Source organism: Paracoccus amoyensis (genome assembly GCF_014490725.1).
In the GTDB taxonomy this organism is placed as follows: Bacteria; Pseudomonadota; Alphaproteobacteria; order Rhodobacterales; family Rhodobacteraceae; genus Paracoccus; species Paracoccus amoyensis.
The window spans coordinates 720,879-738,320 of record NZ_JACOQL010000002.1 but is presented as its reverse complement, the minus strand read 5'-3'; the positions used below and the strand labels follow the sequence as shown (position 1 = coordinate 738,320).

Below are 17,442 nucleotides of genomic sequence, written 5' to 3'. Positions count from 1 at the left end.
GGCTGGCCCTCCGGGCGGGCAGTATCAGGTGTCGCGTTCGATAACGAAACGCGCAAGTTCGCGCAAGTTTCCTGCGTTCTCGCCATAGGGCGACAATCCGCCTTCGGCCTGCTGAACCAAGGACCGCGCCCGCGCGCGCGCCTGATCCAGACCAAGCAGGGATACGAAAGTCGCTTTGCCGGCCGCATCATCCTTGCGCACGCGCTTGCCGGTCACATCTTCGTTGCCGGTCACATCAAGGATGTCATCCGCGATCTGGAAGGCCAGCCCAAGCGCACCCGCATATTGGTCCAGCGGCCCGCTATCCGCATTGGCGATCAACGGCCCGGCTGTTGCCGCAAAACGGATCAGGGCGCCCGTCTTGCCATCCTGCAATTCGGTGATCGCGCCCAGATCCAGCGGTTCAGCAGCCGCTTCCGCCGCGATATCCAGCGCCTGACCCCAGACCATGCCCTGTGCGCCTACGGCCTGCGCGAAGGCGGCAATCAGCCGGATGCGCGCAGCAGGATCGCCGATCTGGTCAGCGCTCAGCAGTTCAAAAGCCAAGGATTGCAGCGCATCGCCCGCCAGAATGGCTGTCGCCTCATCCCATTTGACATGGACGGTCGGTTGACCACGGCGCAGATCATCGTCATCCATCGCGGGCAGATCGTCATGGACCAGCGAATAGGCGTGCAAAGCCTCGACCGCCGCAGCAACCGGCAGCGCGGCCTGATCGGAAATTCCATGCAAGCGGGCCGATTCCATAACCAGAAAGGCCCGGATACGCTTGCCGCCTGTCACAGCATAGGCCATTGCGTCGCGCAGATCACCTGCCGGCAACCCGGCCATAGCCTGATCCAGCGCCTGCTGAACCAGCGCTTTGACCTCGGAAAGTCGCGCGTCCATTACAATCCCTCGGCCGGTTCCGTTCCGGTGGGCTGGCCATTGGCGGACAGCGTGATCTTTTCAACGCGCTCTTCGGCCTCACGCAGACGGCTTTCGCAATGCTTGCGCAGCTCTGCACCTCGTTCGTAAAGCTTGATGGATTCTTCCAGCGTCGCCTCGCCGGTTTCAAGTTTGCCGACAGTCGCTTCCAACTCACGCATTGCTTCTTCGAAGGACAGTTTTTCGATCTCGCTCATATCTCGGCTCCTTGGTGTTGCCGGATCATAGCCAGCTTCAAGAGGGGATTCCACCGCATCAGCGGTGGGTCAGGCAACCAGACGCTGCCCGTCATGACCGCCGATGCGCAGAACCATCAGTGAGCCTTCGGGTTGATCGATGTCAAAAGCCACTTCGGTGAATTGTTCGGTCCGGCCAAGGCGCGGCCCTTCGGTCAGCACGCGATGTTCGAGCCCGATCTGAGCATCCAGATGCAGCCGCAGCGCAGCATCACCCGCCTGCCGCAGGCGGGCAGCGCGTTCGCGGATCACCGGCCCCTTGACGGCAGGCATTCGCGCGGCAGGGGTGCCCTTGCGCGCGGAATAGGGGAACACGTGCAGAAAGGTCAGCCCGCAATCGCCAACCAGCTTCAGCGAATTTTCAAACATCGCGTCGGTTTCCGTGGGAAATCCGGCGATGATATCGGCACCAAAAACGATATCGGGACGCAGCTTGCGGGCATCTTCGCAGAAACGAATCGCGTCATCGCGCAGGTGGCGGCGCTTCATCCGTTTCAGGACCATGTCGTCACCCGCCTGCAACGACAGGTGCAGATGCGGCATCAGGCGCAGCTCTGTGGCGATGGCCAGCATCAGGTTGTCATCCGCTTCGATCGAATCGATGCTGCTGATGCGCAGGCGCGGCAGATCGGGAACCAGCCGCAGGATCCGCATGACCAGATCGCCCAGCCGAGGCTCGCCCGGCAAATCCGCCCCCCAAGAGGTCAGATCGACCCCTGTCAGAACAACCTCGTTGAAGCCGCGCTGAACCAGCCGCTTGATCTGATCCACGACCACACCAGCCGGCACGCTGCGCGAATTACCACGACCGTAGGGAATGATGCAGAAGGTGCAGCGGTGATCGCAGCCATTCTGAACCTGCACATAAGCGCGATGGCGGCCAAAGCCATCAATCAGATGGCCAGCCGTTTCCTTGACGGACATGATGTCGTCCACGCGGATCTTTTCGGTCTCACCGATCAGATCGGGGGCACGCAGACTGGTCCAGGTTTCCGGCTGCATCTTCTCATGATTGCCGATCACCCGTGTCACTTCGGGCATCGAGGCGAAAGTTTCCGGTTCGGTCTGCGCGGCGCAGCCCGTGACAATCACCGGCGCACCTGGATTTTCGCGTGACAGGCGACGGATTTCCTGCCGCGCCTTGCGCACGGCCTCGGCCGTGACGGCGCAGGTATTCACAACCACCGCGCCCGACAAACCGGCAGCTTCGGCCATTTCGCGCATCGCCTCGGTCTCATAGGCGTTCAGGCGGCAGCCGAGGGTGGAAAATACCGGCGCGCTCATCCCGCCATCCATTCCGGTGTCAGGATGCCCGAAAACACGTGGGCCGTCGGCCCCTCCATCCAGACACCATCGTCGCGCCAGTCAATTGTCAGGACGCCACCCGGCACGTTCACGCGAACCCGCCGTCCGGTCAGCCCCCGCCGCGCCGCAGCCACAACCGCCGCGCAGGAACAAGACCCCGAGGCCAGCGTCGCCCCCGTGCCCCGTTCCCATATCCGCAGATTGATTTCATCGCGCGATATCACCTGCACCACCTCGACATTGGTGCGCGCAGGATAAAGGGGATGATGTTCCATCGCCGGGCCGAAAACGCCCAGATCGACGGACTGCGCATCATCCACGAAAAAGGTGACATGTGGATTGCCCATGCCGGTGGCGACCGGATCACCGTCGATGGGCAGATGGTCGATATCGACATCGCTTGCCAGCGGGATGGCCTGCCAGTCCAGAACAGGCGACCCCATATTCACACGCGTGATGCCATTGCCGGCCTCTTCGGCCAGCAGCACACCATGATCGGTGCGCAGTCGCAGATTCGCTTTTCCGGTTTCATCCAGTAACATTCGCGCAATGCAGCGGGTCGCATTGCCGCAGGCAGCGCTGATGGATCCATCCGCATTCCAGAAGCGCAGCCGTGCATCGGCATCCTCGGCCAACTCGACCGTGGCAAGCTGGTCAAAACCAACGCCCTGATTGCGATCCGCCAGGCGCGCAACCAGTCCGGGCGCAGGCAGAGATCCTCCGCCGCGCAGGTCAATCACCACAAAATCATTGCCCAACCCATGCATTTTCGCAAAGGGCAGGCCCACAGGCTGCATGTCATCCATGCCGCGGATATAGGCCGCGAATTTCGATTCTTCCAGTGCCGTTCATTTTTCTGCTTGACGCCACCCGCCAGCAATCCTAGGAAGCCCCCCGTTGGGCCCATAGCTCAGTTGGTAGAGCAACTGACTTTTAATCAGTGGGTCACAGGTTCGAATCCTGTTGGGCTCACCATTTTTTTCAATACGCTAGAGTCTAGGCTCGAGTATGCACCTCCTTGTGTGTGCCAAAAATGGGCCAAGTTACCGTCGGAGCTTCTTGTAGGCCCAAGAAATGACCTTTGAAGGTCCTTCGACAAACGGCTGTCAGGCAACCTGATTTGACCCAAAAAAATCTGTCCCCTCGTCCGGCGCTTCGATCAGATGGCTGATCACCTGATTTCGCCCCGCTTCTTTTGCCTGATACAGCATCGTGTCAGCGGTAGAAATCCACAGGTCTATAGATCGTTCATGTGTGCAGCGTGCGGCCGCCACGCCGATGCTGACGGTGACAATTGATCCAACCGTTGCCCCGAGATTTGTAGCGGCGCGCCAGCTTCTGGACGAAAGATCACTACCTTCTGGACGAGAATTTTTTCAGCCGGGCGGCTTGGGCGCGGGTCATTCCTGACAGTTCAAAGGGCGCCGGAGCGCCCTTTCTGACACCTTAATTCCAACGCGCGGATCACGCCGGCGGTCGCTGCCCTGGCTCGGCCGAGCGATCATGAACGGGGCACCCCGCGATCATCCAGTCCGGCCAACGGTCATTGTCGCTGGCCTCGCCGTCACGGTACTGACAGGTGCAACCCTGATCGATGGCCTCCTGGAGGCCGGGCTCGGGTAAATGGGTCTCAGGCAATGGTTGCTCCTCTGATGCAGGCTTTGGCGATGGCTGCGGTGGTCGACCGGCAGATGATCCGCTCTAGGCCGGCGGTGATTTCGACATCGGCGCCCAGCTGGCGGACGGTGACGGGCTGCAGGGGTGCCCAGCGGCTGAGGTCGATGGTGTCGATCTCTTCCAGATCCATGATCTGCTGCAGGCATTCGGTGCGATAGATGACAAAGCGGTCGGCGCCGGCGCCGCCATAGAGGATGTCCGATCCGGCATCGGCATGCAGTTCATCTTCATGCGCGCCGCCGAGCAGCGTGTCATCGCCTGGCCCGCCATAAAGGGTGTCGTTATTGCGCTCGCCATTGATCCAGTCGTTGCCGGCGCCGCCATGGATGATGTCATGGCCGCGATGGGCGTTCATGACCACGTCGTCGCCGGCGCCGAGGTGGATGATATCCTGCAGCACCGAACCCTGCACCACGGTGTCATTGCCCGAGCCAGCGGTCAGATGCAGCGCCGCGCCATTGCCCGAGACGATGTAATTGTTGCCGCCCTCCAGCTCGATCCGGGCGACCGGATAATCGGCGTTACCATTGAGCCAAATGCGGCGGTCCTGCTGGCCGCGTGCGACCAGACTGACCCCGGTCACGTTGCGGCCGGTAAAGACATGCACCCAGTCCGCATCCGGGCCGAGCAGGATTTCCTCATTGTTGCCGACGACAGAGATGATCTGCCGCCGGTAGCCTGGAGCCTCCGCATAGCGGGTCCGGGGCGCTATCGAGGCGTAATTGGCGCCGGGCGGCAGGTCATCGTCCTCACCACCCAGCAGCCCGACCCATGGTGCACCCGGCGTCGCGGCCATGCCCTGTTCCACCAGCAGATATCCGCGCCGGGCGCATTCCTCCAGCAGGCCATCCAGAGCCGGCGCGAAGCGGGCATCGTTCAGCGGCAGGGGCGTAGTCAGGTGATCGTTGGTCGCCACGTCGTAAAGCTCGGAGGTGCCGTCCTGATAGCGGATGATCCGGGTGTTGCCGTCGGTGACCGAGGCGGAGCCATACCAGAAGGTCGGCACCCAGCGATCCGGGATCGCGCCGCCCTCGATATAGGGCCGCAGGCTGATGCCGGGGCAATGCTCCATCTGCGGCAGCCCGGCATAATCGAGGATGGTCTGGCCGATATCCATGTGGCTGACAGGCGCATCCACCACCTTCGGCGTCTGGCCAGGGACATAGACATAAAGGGGCGCGCGAGCCGCCTCTTCATACATCGTGAACTTGTGCCACGAATACCGATCACCAGCGTGATAACCATGGTCGGAATAGAGCACGACCATGGTGGTGTCGGCATGCGGGCTGGACCAGAGATATTCCAGCAGCCGCGCCACTTCGGCCGCCGCATGGGTAGTGGCCGAGAGCATGTTGCGCAGCGTCTTGCGCCAGAAATCGGCGAACTCCGCCCCCGGTCTGCCCTCTTCCGACAGCGACAGCATCATGTTGCGACCGAACTCGGCGATGTCGAAGCCGCCCTGCCAGTCGGCCGGCGCGATGATGTCATCGACATTATAGGCCCGCTTGCACCAGTCCGGCGTGTCCCAGCCGGTATGCGGATGATGGAGGCCCACCTCGCAATAGAAGGGCTTCTGCGGGTCATGCCCGCGCATGAACTCGATCGCGTTCATCACGCTCTTGTAGTCGTAATACTGCTCGTCGGCGTCGATATAGCCAAACGGGCCCATGCCGCCGCCATAATCATTGCGCGGCCAGCTGGTCGGCGGCCCGAACGAGACCACGAAGGGCGGGTGCGAATAGAGCACATCGTGGTGCTGGCGCGGGATCGGGCCATAGCCGTGAAAGATCTTGCCGCGCGTCGAATTGTAAAAGCCCGCCTGCTTCAGCCGATACGGCCAGAGCTGCTGCGGCGACAGCGTCCGCCATTCCTCCTCGCCCAGATCGAAGATGCCGGTCTGGAAGCTGCTGTAACCCGACATCACCGCCCAGCGGGCGGGCTTGCAGACCGCGATCTCGCAATAGGCTTTGCGGAAGGTAGTGCCACGCTCGGCCAGCATGTCGAAGCCCGGCACCACCAGCGGCACGCCGAACTGGCCGAGGATATCGGGGCTGGCGCAGTCGTCGAGGGCGATGAAGAGGACATTCTGCACGCTCATCAGGCGGGGATCCCATAGAGCGCATTCATATAGCTGCGCAGCTTCACCCGGCTGGCCTCGGTGGCCAGCACATCCCCGACGACATGGCCGAAGTTCAGGAGCCGGCCGTTGAACGGATTCGAGGCGTTCCGGCGCCCGAATTCGATCGAACAGGTCAGATCGCTGGTCAGCGCCGCGGGCGAGGTGGCGGCGCTCAGGACCGTTCCGCCATTGAACGCGGCCTTGACCGCCCCGGTCGCGGTGTTGTGGGCAATGGTCACATAGACCGGGACATTGGCGCCCAGAGCGCCGGTTTCGATGATCCGGGTCTCGGTGCCGGCGGTGCCGGCCAGCCAGGAGACGCAGGCGCCGTTGGTGGCGCTGGCGCCCCGGAACGGATAGATCAGGATCGCGCCGGTGGCGACCTTGACCACAGCCGCCTCATAGCTTTCCAGAAAATCCTCGAGCTGGACGGCGCAGACATAGCTGTTCCAGCCCGCCTCAAGGGCGAGCGGCGCGGTCCAGAACTTGTTGCCGTTCTTGTCGTTCAGCGCCGGCCGGCGCTTCTTCTTGTTGATGGTGACCTCGGGAAAGCTGAACGCATCGCCAGCCTGCAGCAGAGGCACGGTACCGACCACCGGTCGGATGGTCTGCCGGCCATCAGTGTTCAGTCGCATGTCCTCGACATGAGATGTCCACCAGGCGCGAATGCCGTCGATGGAGGCGATGGTCTTCGAGGGGAATACGGGCTGCGTCGGCAGCGTCGTGACCTCAACAGGGATCTGCAGCATGGTTTTCTCCTTTAAGCCGCGGTGACGGAAACCGAGGCAGGCAGGGCCTGCCGGAAATGGACGTGGTGCGGCAGAATTCTGGATGGTTCCCAGAAATCGTCGCGAATGTCGGACCGGTTGAAGGGTCGCGCGCCGGTCGGGTTGCCGGTCCGGCCCCAGGCACAGTTCAGCTTCAGATCGCCGGTCGGATTGCCGGACAAGGTGATGGTGGCGATCCGGCCCGCCAGCGCGACATTCGTCACCGTCACGCCATTGGTGATGCCGGTGATGCTCAGACCATGCTCGCCGGCGGCCGGGATCATCAGATCCGACATCGACAGGAAATAGGCGGTGATGGTGGCATCTCGAATTGTCGCGGAAGAGAGCCGCGGGCAATACCACAGCCGTCCGGCATGGATCTCGCGCACCGCGATCGCCTCGAGCTCGCTCTGCATCATCGCCCCTTCGGCTGTCAGGGTGGCCAGCGTGCCCTCCTGCAGGGCATAGACGTGACGCGGCCCTGCGACGACCAAGCCGAGGGCCGGATGGGCTGCATCGAGCTTTGACTCCGCCAGCGCCACGGCGGATGCATCGCCGCCGCGCGTTCCGGCCGATGGGCTGACCACGATCAGCGGCGGTTGCGACTGGCCCGTTGCCAGCACGATATCGGCGCGCAGCGCGGCGGCGGTCGAGGCATATTCATTATCCGCGGCGATCTCCGAGGTCTGCGGCGCGCCGGCCAGCAAGGACATCGCCACCCGATCGACGATCAGCGCCTTGTCCCACTCGGCCAGCTTCAGCACGGATTGGGCGATCTGGCCGAGGACGGTCGAATAGAGGGGGCTGGCGGCATTGGTCTCGGAGGCCGTGGGACTGCCCAGACCGGCGGTCATCGCGATCACCGTAGGTAGCGACAGGTTGCGGGCGCGCCGATCGGTCAGCATCATCGCCGCGATTGCCTCGGCCGAGAGCATGCCGCCGTCATGGCCGAGGTCCGGGCGGCGGATATGATAGCGCCAGTCCTCAGGCACCGGCCGCGTTACCAAAGCGCCGCCGCCGCCATAGGCGATGACGCCGACCGCATTCGGCCCGGTCTCGGCCAGGTTCAGACCGGCGCGTTCCTCGAAGCCCATGATCCGGCCCTGGTACTGGTCGGAGAGATAGCGCAGCGAGGTGCCGTCATCGATCGGCTGCCAGGCATTGCCGCTGGTGGCCGGCTGACGCCGGGAAATCCCGCCGCCGCCACCACCGCCGCCGAAGAGCTGCCCCGCCTCATCGACCCAGATCAGGGCGCGGCCGGAGGCATCGCCCATGACCACCAGCGGATCGCCGGCGAAGCCGCCGGCAAAGACCGCGCCCCAGTCGAAGCCGGTCAGCGGCTGACGCGTCCAGTCGATCGGCGCCGAGCCGAACTTGCCGTCCATCGTCACCCAGATAACCGGGCGGCCGCTCTGGTCTGCGGCGATGATCGCCGCGTCATCGCCGGCCCGGTAATCGCCGGTCAGCAGGCCGCCCAGAACCAGCCGGCCGCGATCGTCGAACCAGCCGACCACATTGCCCGACCGGTCATGGGCAAGTATGACATCATCGCCGGCGAAATCCTGCTGCTGCTGCAGCTGGCCGACGGCGGCGCCGGTATGAAGATTGCGCTGCGTCACCGTATCGACCCGGCTGTTGAGCGCGGACTCGCCCGCCTGCCGCGCGGTCACTTCCGCCTGGTGATCGGCGCGGCTGACCTCCGGTGACAAAAGCCGCCAGCGGCCGGCGATCTTGGTCGCATCATAGACCTGACCCGGCTTCAGCGTGCCGGCCGGCAGGGCGACGTTGCGGGTATCAAAGATCTGCACCGCACCGGTCCCGCCGATATTGATGGTCGGGGTGCCACCGTTCTCGGCCGGAACCGTGAACCGGATATTGCGCAGGTTCGAGGCGGCAATGCCGGTGCCGATCAGCAGGCTGGGCATGTCGGCGGTGATCGCATCGCCGCTGCCGGCGATGTTTTCGAGCATGACCATGCCGGCCAGCGCATTGTTGAGGTTGCGCTCGGTCCGCTCTGCCGTCAGATCGCCGGCAAGGACGAGGCCCGAGATGATCCGCCAGGTCGAGCCTCTGCGGCGCAGGATGTAGGACACACCGGTCCTGAGCGCCCCGGCCCCTAGCTGGGCACCGGTTTCCGTGACGATGGTGCGAACCGAATCGGTGCCAACCTGAAGCGTGGCCGGGCCGGTATTGGCCGCCACCGGGATCAGCTCGACCATCGACGAGGCCCCGACCACGATCCCGCCCTCGACCAGCGAGGCGGCGAGGTTGGCGGTGATCGCGTCAGCCGTGCCGGCAACGCTGACCAGCGGCAGCGCGCCGGCATCGCGGAGGCCCGCGATCCTGCGGTTGGTTTCGACAGTGAGCTGGGCGGCCGAGACATCGCCATCGGCGCCGCGCGGGATCGTCAGGATATTGTTGGCGATGCTGACATTGCTGCCGGGATTGCCGGTCCTGACGGTCAGTTCCGAAAAGTTCACCGCGCCGCGCTTGCCGCGGGGGATGGTCAGCAACCCATTGGCATAGCTGACAGCGCTGTTTTCCCCGCCGGTCGCGACCGAGATGCCGTCAAAGCTGATGAACTCGCCATCGGCCAGTCGGCGCAGCACCTCACGGGACGCGGCCAGCACCCGGCTGGCATCGGACGCGAAGCGGATCTCGTAAAGGATGCTGACCAGCGTCGCCCCCGGCCAGGGATAGGCCAGCGTGATCTTGCCGTTGCCGTCGATGCTCTGGATGCTGACGCTCAGACCCGCTGCCCAGAACACGTCGCCCGGATTGAGGCCCGCCGCCAGCCAAAGGGTGCTGGCGCCGGCGACGGTCGTGCTGCCTGCGGTGACCGAGACGCGGCCGGTCTTATAGCTGGTGGGCAGGGTCATGAGTGGTCCTCTGAAGATGGCGCGACAGGCCAGATCGGGTTGGATGGATCGGCGGTTTCGGGCAGATCGCGCAGCGCCTGCCGATAAAGCCGCCATGCCGCAACCTCGGCGGCCGGCAGCCCGTTGTCAGGCACCTGCGTCCAGTCGCAGCGGGTCAGGCGCAGATCGCGCTCGTTGCGCAGATCTGCCAACAGCCGGGCCTGGTTCGGGGCGGCTGCGACGATCTCGTCATCGACCAGCCGGGTCTCCTCGTCATGTACCCCCTCGCAGGCGACCTCGGTTTCCGGATCGTGGTTCAAAAGCATCTGGTCGATGTCGGGCGCGGTGATCGACCGCAGGAAGGCGCCGTCCGAGGCGCGATAGAAGGTCCAGCCGATCATCTGTACATCCCCAGAACAAGCATGCGCTGCTGCGAAATCGCGTCCTGATCGCCGCTGAAGCTCTGCGAAAAATCATGCGTTCCGGCCGGGACGTTGAAGGAACGGAAGCTCGAGAAAGTCCAGGTATACGGACTGACCGAAAAGGTGATGAAATCCGCCTGCGATCCGTTCTGGTTCAGCTGGTAATCGACCGACCAGCCGCCCGATCGACCGGCGATCCTTGCCGAGGTCATGACCAGCAAGCGAGCTGGATAGCTGACGCTGACGGTCAAGCTGGCACCGTTGACGGACCACCATGTCCCGACCGCGCCATCCTTGATCCAGAGCGTGTCGATATCGGCATGTTTGATGAAGGCGCGGTCCATGTAGACTTGACCGTCGTTGACCACGAAGGGCACCTGTCGCGCGGCGTTGGCGCCCCGGCCATTGGCGATCGCGAACCGATCCGCCACCGCGAGGATCTGGTTGGTGCCGTCGGACCCGGCCTCGATGAAGAGAGAGGCGGTCTGGTTGGTGCCATCGGCTTCCGCCTGGGCGGAAATCGCGATCCGGGTCAGGGCGCCGTCGCTGCTGGCGGTGGCATTGACCCGCAAGAGCCCCGAGGCACTGGCCCGGTTCGTCCGCGCCTCAACCCGCGTGGTCGCATCGGCCTGCGCTTCGAGCCCGTCTTCGGTCTTGCCCACGCGCGTGGTCAGTGACTGGACCGTGCTGGCATTGGCCTTGTTGCCAAGGGCCGTTTTCACGGTCGTGATATCCGTGGCCAGAGCGTTGTCCTCTCTGGCTCGCACAAGGCTCTCTTCAGCTATTTTCCCGGTGTTCTCTCCGACAGTCACATCCAGCGTCGTGACGCGCAGCGCGACCGCTTCGGTCCCCGAGACCGCCACATCGACCTCTTCCAAAAAGGCCGCGCGACTATTGGCCGCTTCGACGACCATCTCTTGTCGCAACTTCTCATGCGCGCTGTAGATCGAAAAATCCATCTCGGCCAGGGAATCACGGACAGCCGCGATTTCATCGCGCAAGGCGCGCTGCGCGTCACCCGAGCCACCGGCCCATTCCTCCAGCGCATCGATGTCGAGGCGGACATCCTGCTTGATCTCCTCGAAATCGACATCGTGGCTGCCGAGCCGAATGTCATGGGTACGGACATAGCGCCAACTGGTCCAGGCGGTGCGGCGCTTCTTGATCAAGCGGGCATGCACCTCGTAATTGGTCGATGGCAGGATGCCCTGGTAAAGCATCAGCGATCCGGCCGAGATGTTCTGGATATCGCCGCGCAGGACAATCTCGGTGCTGCCGGCGAAGCGCAGTTCCCAGCGAAGGCCTTCGGCGATGAGTTCGGGATTCCAGACCAGACGGATGCCCGCCATGCGCTGATTGCCCTCGCTATCTGTCAGGATCACCGCTTGGGCGTCGAAGCCTGACACATCGGCGGGCACGATCGGCGCCGGTCTGGCTGGCCCGGGCGGCATCGGCAGTTCAAAGCCGGGCTGCCAGCTGTAATCGTTCGGATCGCGCTCGCGGAGCGAGAATTGCCGGATCCCGGTGCGCGGATCTTCAAGGATTTCATAAGGCGTGAAGTCCTTGCCGTCATAGCCGTTCCGCACCGATCCCCAATCCATGGTGTCGACCAGTTCGACATGGGCGCTGTCGGGAGGCAGGGCGATCACATGCCGGCGAAAGCGACGCTCGTCCTCGAGCCAGGCGCGCATCAGCCGCTGGACCTGCCGCGGGTAAGGAACGGCCGGCAGTGACAGCGAGGCCATGCGCCGCCCAAACACGTCCGAGGCTTCCCAGAGGGCATTGGTGCGTTGCGGAGCTTCCTTGGTTTCCCAGAAATGCTCGGGATCAGGGAACTTGGCCGAGATAGCGTTGTAGGTGTCCTGGAGCGCCGGAAACGGGTCCAGCTCCTGCTTCCGGCTGACGATGATGTCATCATCGCTGAAGCTGTAGACCGGCAGCGCCGGAGGGCCGGCGACGATGCCCCAGCCATAGCCCAGATCCGCGATCGTCGCCGATGCGGCCTTCAGAAACTCTTCCAGTGCCGCCGCCGGTGGCTGGTTCAGGGCGATTTCCAGACCGGCCCGGTAGGTGGCTTCGGTTTTACCATCCTGTCGCTTGACCTGGACATCGGCCCGATTCATCGCCGCGACCCAGAGGGCGCGGGGCAATTGCCGCAGATCGGCGATATTGCCGCCATAGACCTCGCCACCAGGCAGCGGGATGCCGCGCATCAGGTTCCAGCAGATGACGACCGGGTTTTCCGTGGCCACCCAGGTGGCCGGATCATTCAGCCGCTGCGGCCCGAGACCACCGGCGGTGCTGTCCTTGCGGATGTCGTAGAGCGGGATGCCCAGCATCTCGAAGCGATAGTTCGGAACCTGCGGCAGATCCTCCTGATCGTATTTGAAGGTCAGGATGGCATAGCAAAGCCCGGCGCCGATCATATCAGCCGCCCAGGGACGGTCGTCATGCTCGCCGTATTTGCTGCGCAGATAAGGGTCGGCCTCGGTCTGGGTGCCGTCATAGTATTTGACCCAGATCCGGCCTTCGTATTTCCCGTCAACGACCGGGCGGCCATAATCCTCATGCGGAACGGAGCCCAGTTCCAGCCACTCATCCCCCATCTGCACCCGTTCGAGTTTCGCGCCCGGAGCGCTGCAGAGCTCGACGATCTGGGTCAGATGTCGGTTACTGCTGCCATGGCTGTAAGGGGCGCTGATCGCTTGTCCCGCCGTCGCATAGCGGCCGAGGATGATGGTTTCGGGCTGTTGCTCGCCGTGGGCGGTCACCGAGATGGTGATGCCGCCACCCTGCGGAGGCTCGGCCGCCATCGCCGCGGAAAGCGCCGACACGGCAACCGATGTCAGCAGCTTGACAGCCAGACCGCCCAGAAGCGTGCCGCCGAACGTGGCACCGGCGACCCAGCCGGCAAATGCGGTGCCGCCAGCGGCAAAGGCGGCGCCGGCGCCGAATGAGAACAGGCCTCCGACAAATGCTACGGCTGCGCCCATTCAATCCACCTTGAAGAGACGCGTGACCGGGGCCATGGGCGAGATCCCGAGGCTGCCCGACAGGGTCAGGATATAGATGGCTTCGCCCTGGACGAGGCCGACGGCGTCACCATCCTCCGTCGGCAGGATGACGATATCGCCTTCGCGAGCTTCAGAGACATGGGCCTCCGGCAGATGCCGCGCGATCAGATCGACATGATCACGATAACCGGCCCGGCGCAGGATCCGTCGGCCGCCGGCAAAGGTGGTGTAACGACCGCGCCAGGGCGCTGCGATGTCCACGCCGGTCTGGGCTTCGATAGCGCCGGCGCCGAAGAGGCAACAATCATGGCGCCCCGGCTGCATCTGTCGCCGGTTCACCTTGCGCAGCCAGGCATGCAGCCGGGGCTGCCAGTCGGTCAGGCGTTTCAACGGCCCCATTTGACCTCCTCGGTCTTGCTCCGTGCGGCAAATCTGCGAAATCCATCGGTCGGCGCGCGGGTCCGCAGCGTGGCATGCGAGCGGAACCGCGACAGCGGTTTGGTGAGGGCGCGACCTTCGGTGACAATCTCCAGCGTCGCCTCACCGGCCTCGCCCTTCGGCGGTGTGGTCAGCGGAGCCTTGTCCAGAAAGCCGCGCAGGATGACATGCGGCTCGGCGATCAGGTTTTCGGTCAGCGGATCGAAGAGCGCGCGATGTACCTCGACCGGCGCATGGCGCGGCTCATAGCCGCGGATCAGCATCTGCGCCTCCGGAGCGATCTGGCTGATCGTGATGCGCTGCGTCCGGACCCGCAGCCCGGTCTGGCGCCGGATCGGGTCCATCTTCAGATAGGCGCCCGCGCCGAAATAGAGCCGGGTCTGCCCTTCAATGACGAATTCATGATGATCGGCGCCGGTCCAGAAACCGATCGTCTCGCTGTCGCCGCTTATCCGGTGCCGGGCGCGGATCCAGACCAGCACATGCCCCATGAAGGGCTTGCGACTGGCGAAATAGGCGGCGGTGACGGGGTCGAAGACACGCATTTCAGCGTTTCCTTCCGGCGATTCGATCGTAAACCTCGAACGCCTGCCCGATCGCCGCAGAAACCCGCTCTGCCACTGATCCGTGGTGACGATCAGGCTGATCCGGAGGCGTGAGCTCGTGATACGCCATACGCTTCTCGAGATTGGCAACACGTTCGGCGAGTTCAAGATTGGAAACGTCCATGATTACCTCAGGGTCTGGCGAAAACGAAAGCGCATGCCCTCGGTCATCGTCCCGCGCCGCCGTCCGGGATCGAACGACCCCGGCAGCACGATCGCCTTGCAGGCCGCGCGATGCAGGGTGACGGACAGGCGCGGCGTCCAGCCGGGGCGAATGTTCGGGGTGATCTCGATCAGGCCGGTGACGCCTGAGACGTCGGATGATCCCGGCTCGGCGATCCGGTGCAGCGCGTAGCGCACCGGATCGCTGCCATAGCGGAACGCTAGATAATCGTGCCGGCGGAACTGATAGCCGACCGGAAGTCCGGCCAGACGCAGCTCGCGGTTGTTCCCCGAGACCGTGTCCAGAACCACGTCCCGGTTTCCGAGGATCGTGCCGTCCGGATCATGCCGGGGCGCCGGACGGCGGACGTCATGGACCAGAAAGCTGGCGCCCGGTCGGCGCAGGACATCGAGCATCGCGGTGGCAAAATCCCGTTCTTCCTCGGTCAGGATGCCGAGAATGACCTCGCCCTCCCAAAGTCGCGTGCCGAGATCGGCCGTCAGGATTTCGCCGCCGCCGGTCTCGCTGAGTTCGATCGCTTCGGGAATGTCAAAGCTCATGTCCTGGATCGGCAGGTACGAGAGGAACTGGGCGGTTGTCAGCGGAAAGGAATAGGCCATCAGCTGCCCCACCGGTCATTGACGATCATCTTCACCCGGTCGGGCAGCGCCTGCCGGTCATAGCTCTCGAAGGCTTGGGCGATGGCCTGATTGACATTATCACGGACCTCGGCATTGCCGGTGCCGGTGACATTAATGGCGAAAACGACGCGCTCGCGGCCGGCTTGGTCTCCCGTCGCCGACTGCCCGGGGGCAAAGCCCGGCATCGGAGCCCGGCCACTCACATAGCCCCCCGATCTGTAGCCCTGCATATTGCCGCGCCGAATCGCTTCGAGATTGGCGACACCGATGCGACGGGTGGCGGCAGCGTCGAATACATATTCGTTGCGGTGCACGACACCCGCGACATCGTCATCGGCGCCGGACCCGGTGTCGCCGCCGCGTGCAAAGCCCGGAATGCCGATCATGCCGCCAAGGCTGGTTAGAAGCCCGCCGATCAGCGAGCCGCCAATACCGCGCTGAGCCCCGGCCTGCTGGATGACGCCGGCGATCGAGGAGCCGAAACCTTCCAAGCCCGTGCCGAGTTGCGCTGCACCGGCGCCCAGCTGGCCCAGTTGCTGCTGGGCGGTGACCGTGGCCGCTTCGAACTGGCCCATGGCGGCCTCAGCGGCGGCAAGCCGGCGGTCGAAATGCATCGCGCCTTCCGGGTTTTGCGGCGTGTACCCGCTTGGCCGTTCAAAGCCCGCGAACGCAGCCGTTGCCTCGCGGACCGTGGAGGATGCCAGAAGCTTCTGATAGGCGCCATTCTCGCTGGTCATCAGTTCATGCCAGGCGAACTGAAGCTGCTTCTGGATATCACCGAGGTTCTGCTGGCCGCCAATGAAATCGAACAGATTGTTCCGGCGATCGTTCCACTGGAAGAGACCGAAGGCATTGCCGGAATCGCCCACCGCCAGAGGATTAAAACCGCTCTCGGCCGAGGCATTCCCCATGACACCGGCAATCTGATGCGACGCCAGCCCCTTGCCTGCGAAGAACGACCAGATCTGCGCCTGAACCGAGCTCGATCCCGGCAGACCGCCCATCATGGCGGGGGAGGCGTTAAGATTGGCCGCGCCCGCCATCATCCCGGCCAATCCTGACAGGTTGCCGCCCAAGATCACATTGCTGGTGGTCACCGTCATCGACTGTAGCGGCATCGCCGTGGCGGCGCGGACAAGGCCGGCCTCGTCGACGGACGCGCGGCCAGTGAAGCGATCACGGATCCCGGCCCAGCCGCCGACGTCCTCCCAGGTGCCGAGATTGGTGCCCAGAAACATGTTCTTCAGCGGGTTGCGTATCGCCAGATCGAAGAAGCCCTGCTCGATCTCGCTGATCATCTCGCGGAAGGCACTGCCGAGATCGCCCTCGCGCAGCTTGTCCAGGACGCCATCAATGGCCTGTTCGCCCGCCGATTGGACGCGCCGCCAGGCATCGGCCTGTTCCTCGATCCTACGGGCATAATCGGCCTGCGCCAAAGTGTTGCGGCGGATGACTTCGGCATCCTCGCCGGTAGCGCCGAGGCGTTGAATATCGCGCTCGGCCTGCACCAGCGCCAGCACCCGGGCGCGGACCTCGGCCGACTGGCCGATCAGCGCGATCTCGAGTTGCTGACGCTGAAGGCTTTCCTGCTGGCCGCGCAGAAAATCATCCTGGGCGCTGGTCAGTTCGGAGATCGCGCGGGCCCGCGCCTGGGCGCGAGCTATGGCCGCGACCTCGGCATCCTGGCCGCCCGCGATTGCCTGGGCATAGGCCCGCTCGGCCTCGATATCCGCCCGAAGCCATGGATTGCGGCTACCGGCGATCCGGGCATCGAAGCCGTCCATCATCGCCGCGACCTGCAGATCCTGCATCGCGCGGGTGCGCGACAGGGTCGCCTCGGCCTCGGCCCGCGCCAAGGCATTTCTCCGTGCCTCTGCCGCTTCCAGCAGGGTGAGGTTCTTTTCGCGGACCGCAGTCTCGGCCTCGGCCAGCGCATTCACCCGGGCCTGCTCGGCGGCGCTCGCCCCGATCAGGCCGATCTCGCGCTGGATCGCCGCCAGCTGATCCTCCTGCTGCCGCAGATATTCCCGCCGCGCCGCAGTCGCAGCACGCTCGCGCTCATATTGCAGCGCGATCAGACCGTTAATGGTGCGGCGACCCTCGAGGCTCTGCTGATCGATGCCAACACCTTCCAGCTTCAGGACCAGCCCCTCGCGCTCATGCCGGTTCTGAAGCGCGCGCACTTCAGCACTGCCTTCTCCGAAGGTAAGAATGGTGCGCTGCATCTCGATCTGCTTGCCTAGATCGTCGCGTATCGCCTGCGCTTGCGA

At 64.1% G+C, this 17,442-nt stretch carries 15 protein-coding genes and 1 tRNA gene; 1 reads left to right on the top strand and 15 read right to left on the bottom strand.

Annotation, left to right across the window (positions count from 1 at the left end; translation table 11 throughout):
* Positions 1–24: 24 nt before the first annotated feature.
* From H4P12_RS08560 to dapF, 4 genes are all read right to left on the bottom strand, one after another.
* Positions 25–888 (bottom strand): polyprenyl synthetase family protein, encoded by an 864-nt coding sequence (locus H4P12_RS08560; RefSeq protein WP_187793213.1) that lies wholly within the window; start codon positions 886–888, stop codon positions 25–27.
* Positions 888–1,124, bottom strand: coding sequence for an exodeoxyribonuclease VII small subunit (locus tag H4P12_RS08555; protein ID WP_187793212.1), 237 nt, complete (start codon positions 1,122–1,124; stop codon positions 888–890). Before H4P12_RS08555 ends, H4P12_RS08560 begins: the two co-directional genes overlap by 1 nt.
* A 69-nt stretch (positions 1,125–1,193) precedes the next feature.
* Complete coding sequence (mtaB, locus tag H4P12_RS08550; RefSeq protein WP_187793211.1) at positions 1,194–2,447, bottom strand: tRNA (N(6)-L-threonylcarbamoyladenosine(37)-C(2))-methylthiotransferase MtaB; 1,254 nt, start codon at positions 2,445–2,447, stop codon at positions 1,194–1,196.
* Entirely contained in the window at positions 2,444–3,274 is an 831-nt protein-coding gene (gene dapF / locus H4P12_RS08545) for a diaminopimelate epimerase (protein ID WP_187793210.1), read from the bottom strand. Before dapF ends, mtaB begins: the two co-directional genes overlap by 4 nt.
* 93 nt (positions 3,275–3,367) lie before the next feature.
* Here dapF and H4P12_RS08540 point away from each other — a divergent pair.
* Positions 3,368–3,443: transfer RNA gene (locus H4P12_RS08540), tRNA-Lys, on the top strand.
* 131 nt (positions 3,444–3,574) lie between these two features.
* Here H4P12_RS08540 and H4P12_RS19265 read toward each other — a convergent pair.
* From H4P12_RS19265 to H4P12_RS08485, 11 genes are all read right to left on the bottom strand, one after another.
* Positions 3,575–3,763: a diguanylate cyclase gene (locus H4P12_RS19265; protein ID WP_425498211.1), complete on the bottom strand. Its 189-nt coding sequence runs from the start codon at positions 3,761–3,763 to the stop codon at positions 3,575–3,577.
* 335 nt (positions 3,764–4,098) lie between these two features.
* On the bottom strand, positions 4,099–6,243 hold the full coding sequence (locus H4P12_RS08530; protein WP_187793208.1) for a sulfatase-like hydrolase/transferase: 2,145 nt from the start codon (positions 6,241–6,243) through the stop codon (positions 4,099–4,101).
* Positions 6,243–7,013: a hypothetical protein gene (locus H4P12_RS08525; protein WP_187793207.1), complete on the bottom strand. Its 771-nt coding sequence runs from the start codon at positions 7,011–7,013 to the stop codon at positions 6,243–6,245. Before H4P12_RS08525 ends, H4P12_RS08530 begins: the two co-directional genes overlap by 1 nt.
* Positions 7,014–7,024: 11 nt before the next feature.
* Positions 7,025–9,910, bottom strand: coding sequence for a hypothetical protein (locus tag H4P12_RS08520; protein WP_187793206.1), 2,886 nt, complete (start codon positions 9,908–9,910; stop codon positions 7,025–7,027).
* Positions 9,907–10,290 carry a tail fiber assembly protein gene (locus H4P12_RS08515; protein ID WP_187793205.1) on the bottom strand — a complete coding sequence of 128 codons (384 nt, stop codon included), beginning with the start codon at positions 10,288–10,290 and terminating at the stop codon, positions 9,907–9,909. Before H4P12_RS08515 ends, H4P12_RS08520 begins: the two co-directional genes overlap by 4 nt.
* Positions 10,287–13,304: a phage tail tip fiber protein gene (locus H4P12_RS08510; RefSeq protein WP_187793204.1), complete on the bottom strand. Its 3,018-nt coding sequence runs from the start codon at positions 13,302–13,304 to the stop codon at positions 10,287–10,289. The genes H4P12_RS08515 and H4P12_RS08510 overlap by 4 nt, the downstream gene beginning before the upstream one ends.
* Positions 13,305–13,715 carry a DUF6950 family protein gene (locus H4P12_RS08505; RefSeq protein ID WP_187793203.1) on the bottom strand — a complete coding sequence of 137 codons (411 nt, stop codon included), beginning with the start codon at positions 13,713–13,715 and terminating at the stop codon, positions 13,305–13,307. It lies immediately after the preceding gene.
* A complete protein-coding gene (locus H4P12_RS08500; RefSeq protein WP_187793202.1) occupies positions 13,712–14,308 on the bottom strand; it encodes a hypothetical protein in 597 nt (198 codons plus the stop codon). Before H4P12_RS08500 ends, H4P12_RS08505 begins: the two co-directional genes overlap by 4 nt.
* Position 14,309: 1 nt before the next feature.
* A complete protein-coding gene (locus H4P12_RS08495; protein ID WP_187793201.1) occupies positions 14,310–14,492 on the bottom strand; it encodes a hypothetical protein in 183 nt (60 codons plus the stop codon).
* 2 nt (positions 14,493–14,494) lie between these two features.
* Positions 14,495–15,151, bottom strand: a complete 657-nt coding sequence (locus H4P12_RS08490) for a hypothetical protein (RefSeq protein ID WP_187793200.1) — start codon at positions 15,149–15,151, stop codon at positions 14,495–14,497.
* Positions 15,151–17,397: a phage tail tip lysozyme gene (locus tag H4P12_RS08485; RefSeq protein ID WP_187793199.1), complete on the bottom strand. Its 2,247-nt coding sequence runs from the start codon at positions 17,395–17,397 to the stop codon at positions 15,151–15,153. The genes H4P12_RS08490 and H4P12_RS08485 overlap by 1 nt, the downstream gene beginning before the upstream one ends.
* Positions 17,398–17,442 lie beyond the last annotated feature (45 nt).

Excerpts from the sequence above, each read along its gene's own strand:
- H4P12_RS08560 (WP_187793213.1), bottom strand. The coding sequence starts at position 888 with ATGGACGCGCGACTTTCCGAGGTCAAAGCGCTGGTTCAGCAGGCGCTG.
- H4P12_RS08555 (WP_187793212.1), bottom strand. The coding sequence starts at position 1,124 with ATGAGCGAGATCGAAAAACTGTCCTTCGAAGAAGCAATGCGTGAGTTG.
- mtaB (WP_187793211.1), bottom strand. The coding sequence starts at position 2,447 with ATGAGCGCGCCGGTATTTTCCACCCTCGGCTGCCGCCTGAACGCCTAT.
- dapF (WP_187793210.1), bottom strand. The coding sequence starts at position 3,274 with ATGGATGACATGCAGCCTGTGGGCCTGCCCTTTGCGAAAATGCATGGG.
- H4P12_RS08530 (WP_187793208.1), bottom strand. The coding sequence starts at position 6,243 with ATGAGCGTGCAGAATGTCCTCTTCATCGCCCTCGACGACTGCGCCAGC.
- H4P12_RS08525 (WP_187793207.1), bottom strand. The coding sequence starts at position 7,013 with ATGCTGCAGATCCCTGTTGAGGTCACGACGCTGCCGACGCAGCCCGTA.
- H4P12_RS08520 (WP_187793206.1), bottom strand. The coding sequence starts at position 9,910 with ATGACCCTGCCCACCAGCTATAAGACCGGCCGCGTCTCGGTCACCGCA.
- H4P12_RS08515 (WP_187793205.1), bottom strand. The coding sequence starts at position 10,290 with ATGATCGGCTGGACCTTCTATCGCGCCTCGGACGGCGCCTTCCTGCGG.
- H4P12_RS08510 (WP_187793204.1), bottom strand. The coding sequence starts at position 13,304 with ATGGGCGCAGCCGTAGCATTTGTCGGAGGCCTGTTCTCATTCGGCGCC.
- H4P12_RS08500 (WP_187793202.1), bottom strand. The coding sequence starts at position 14,308 with ATGCGTGTCTTCGACCCCGTCACCGCCGCCTATTTCGCCAGTCGCAAG.
- H4P12_RS08495 (WP_187793201.1), bottom strand. The coding sequence starts at position 14,492 with ATGGACGTTTCCAATCTTGAACTCGCCGAACGTGTTGCCAATCTCGAG.
- H4P12_RS08490 (WP_187793200.1), bottom strand. The coding sequence starts at position 15,151 with ATGGCCTATTCCTTTCCGCTGACAACCGCCCAGTTCCTCTCGTACCTG.
- H4P12_RS08485 (WP_187793199.1), bottom strand. The coding sequence starts at position 17,397 with ATGCAGCGCACCATTCTTACCTTCGGAGAAGGCAGTGCTGAAGTGCGC.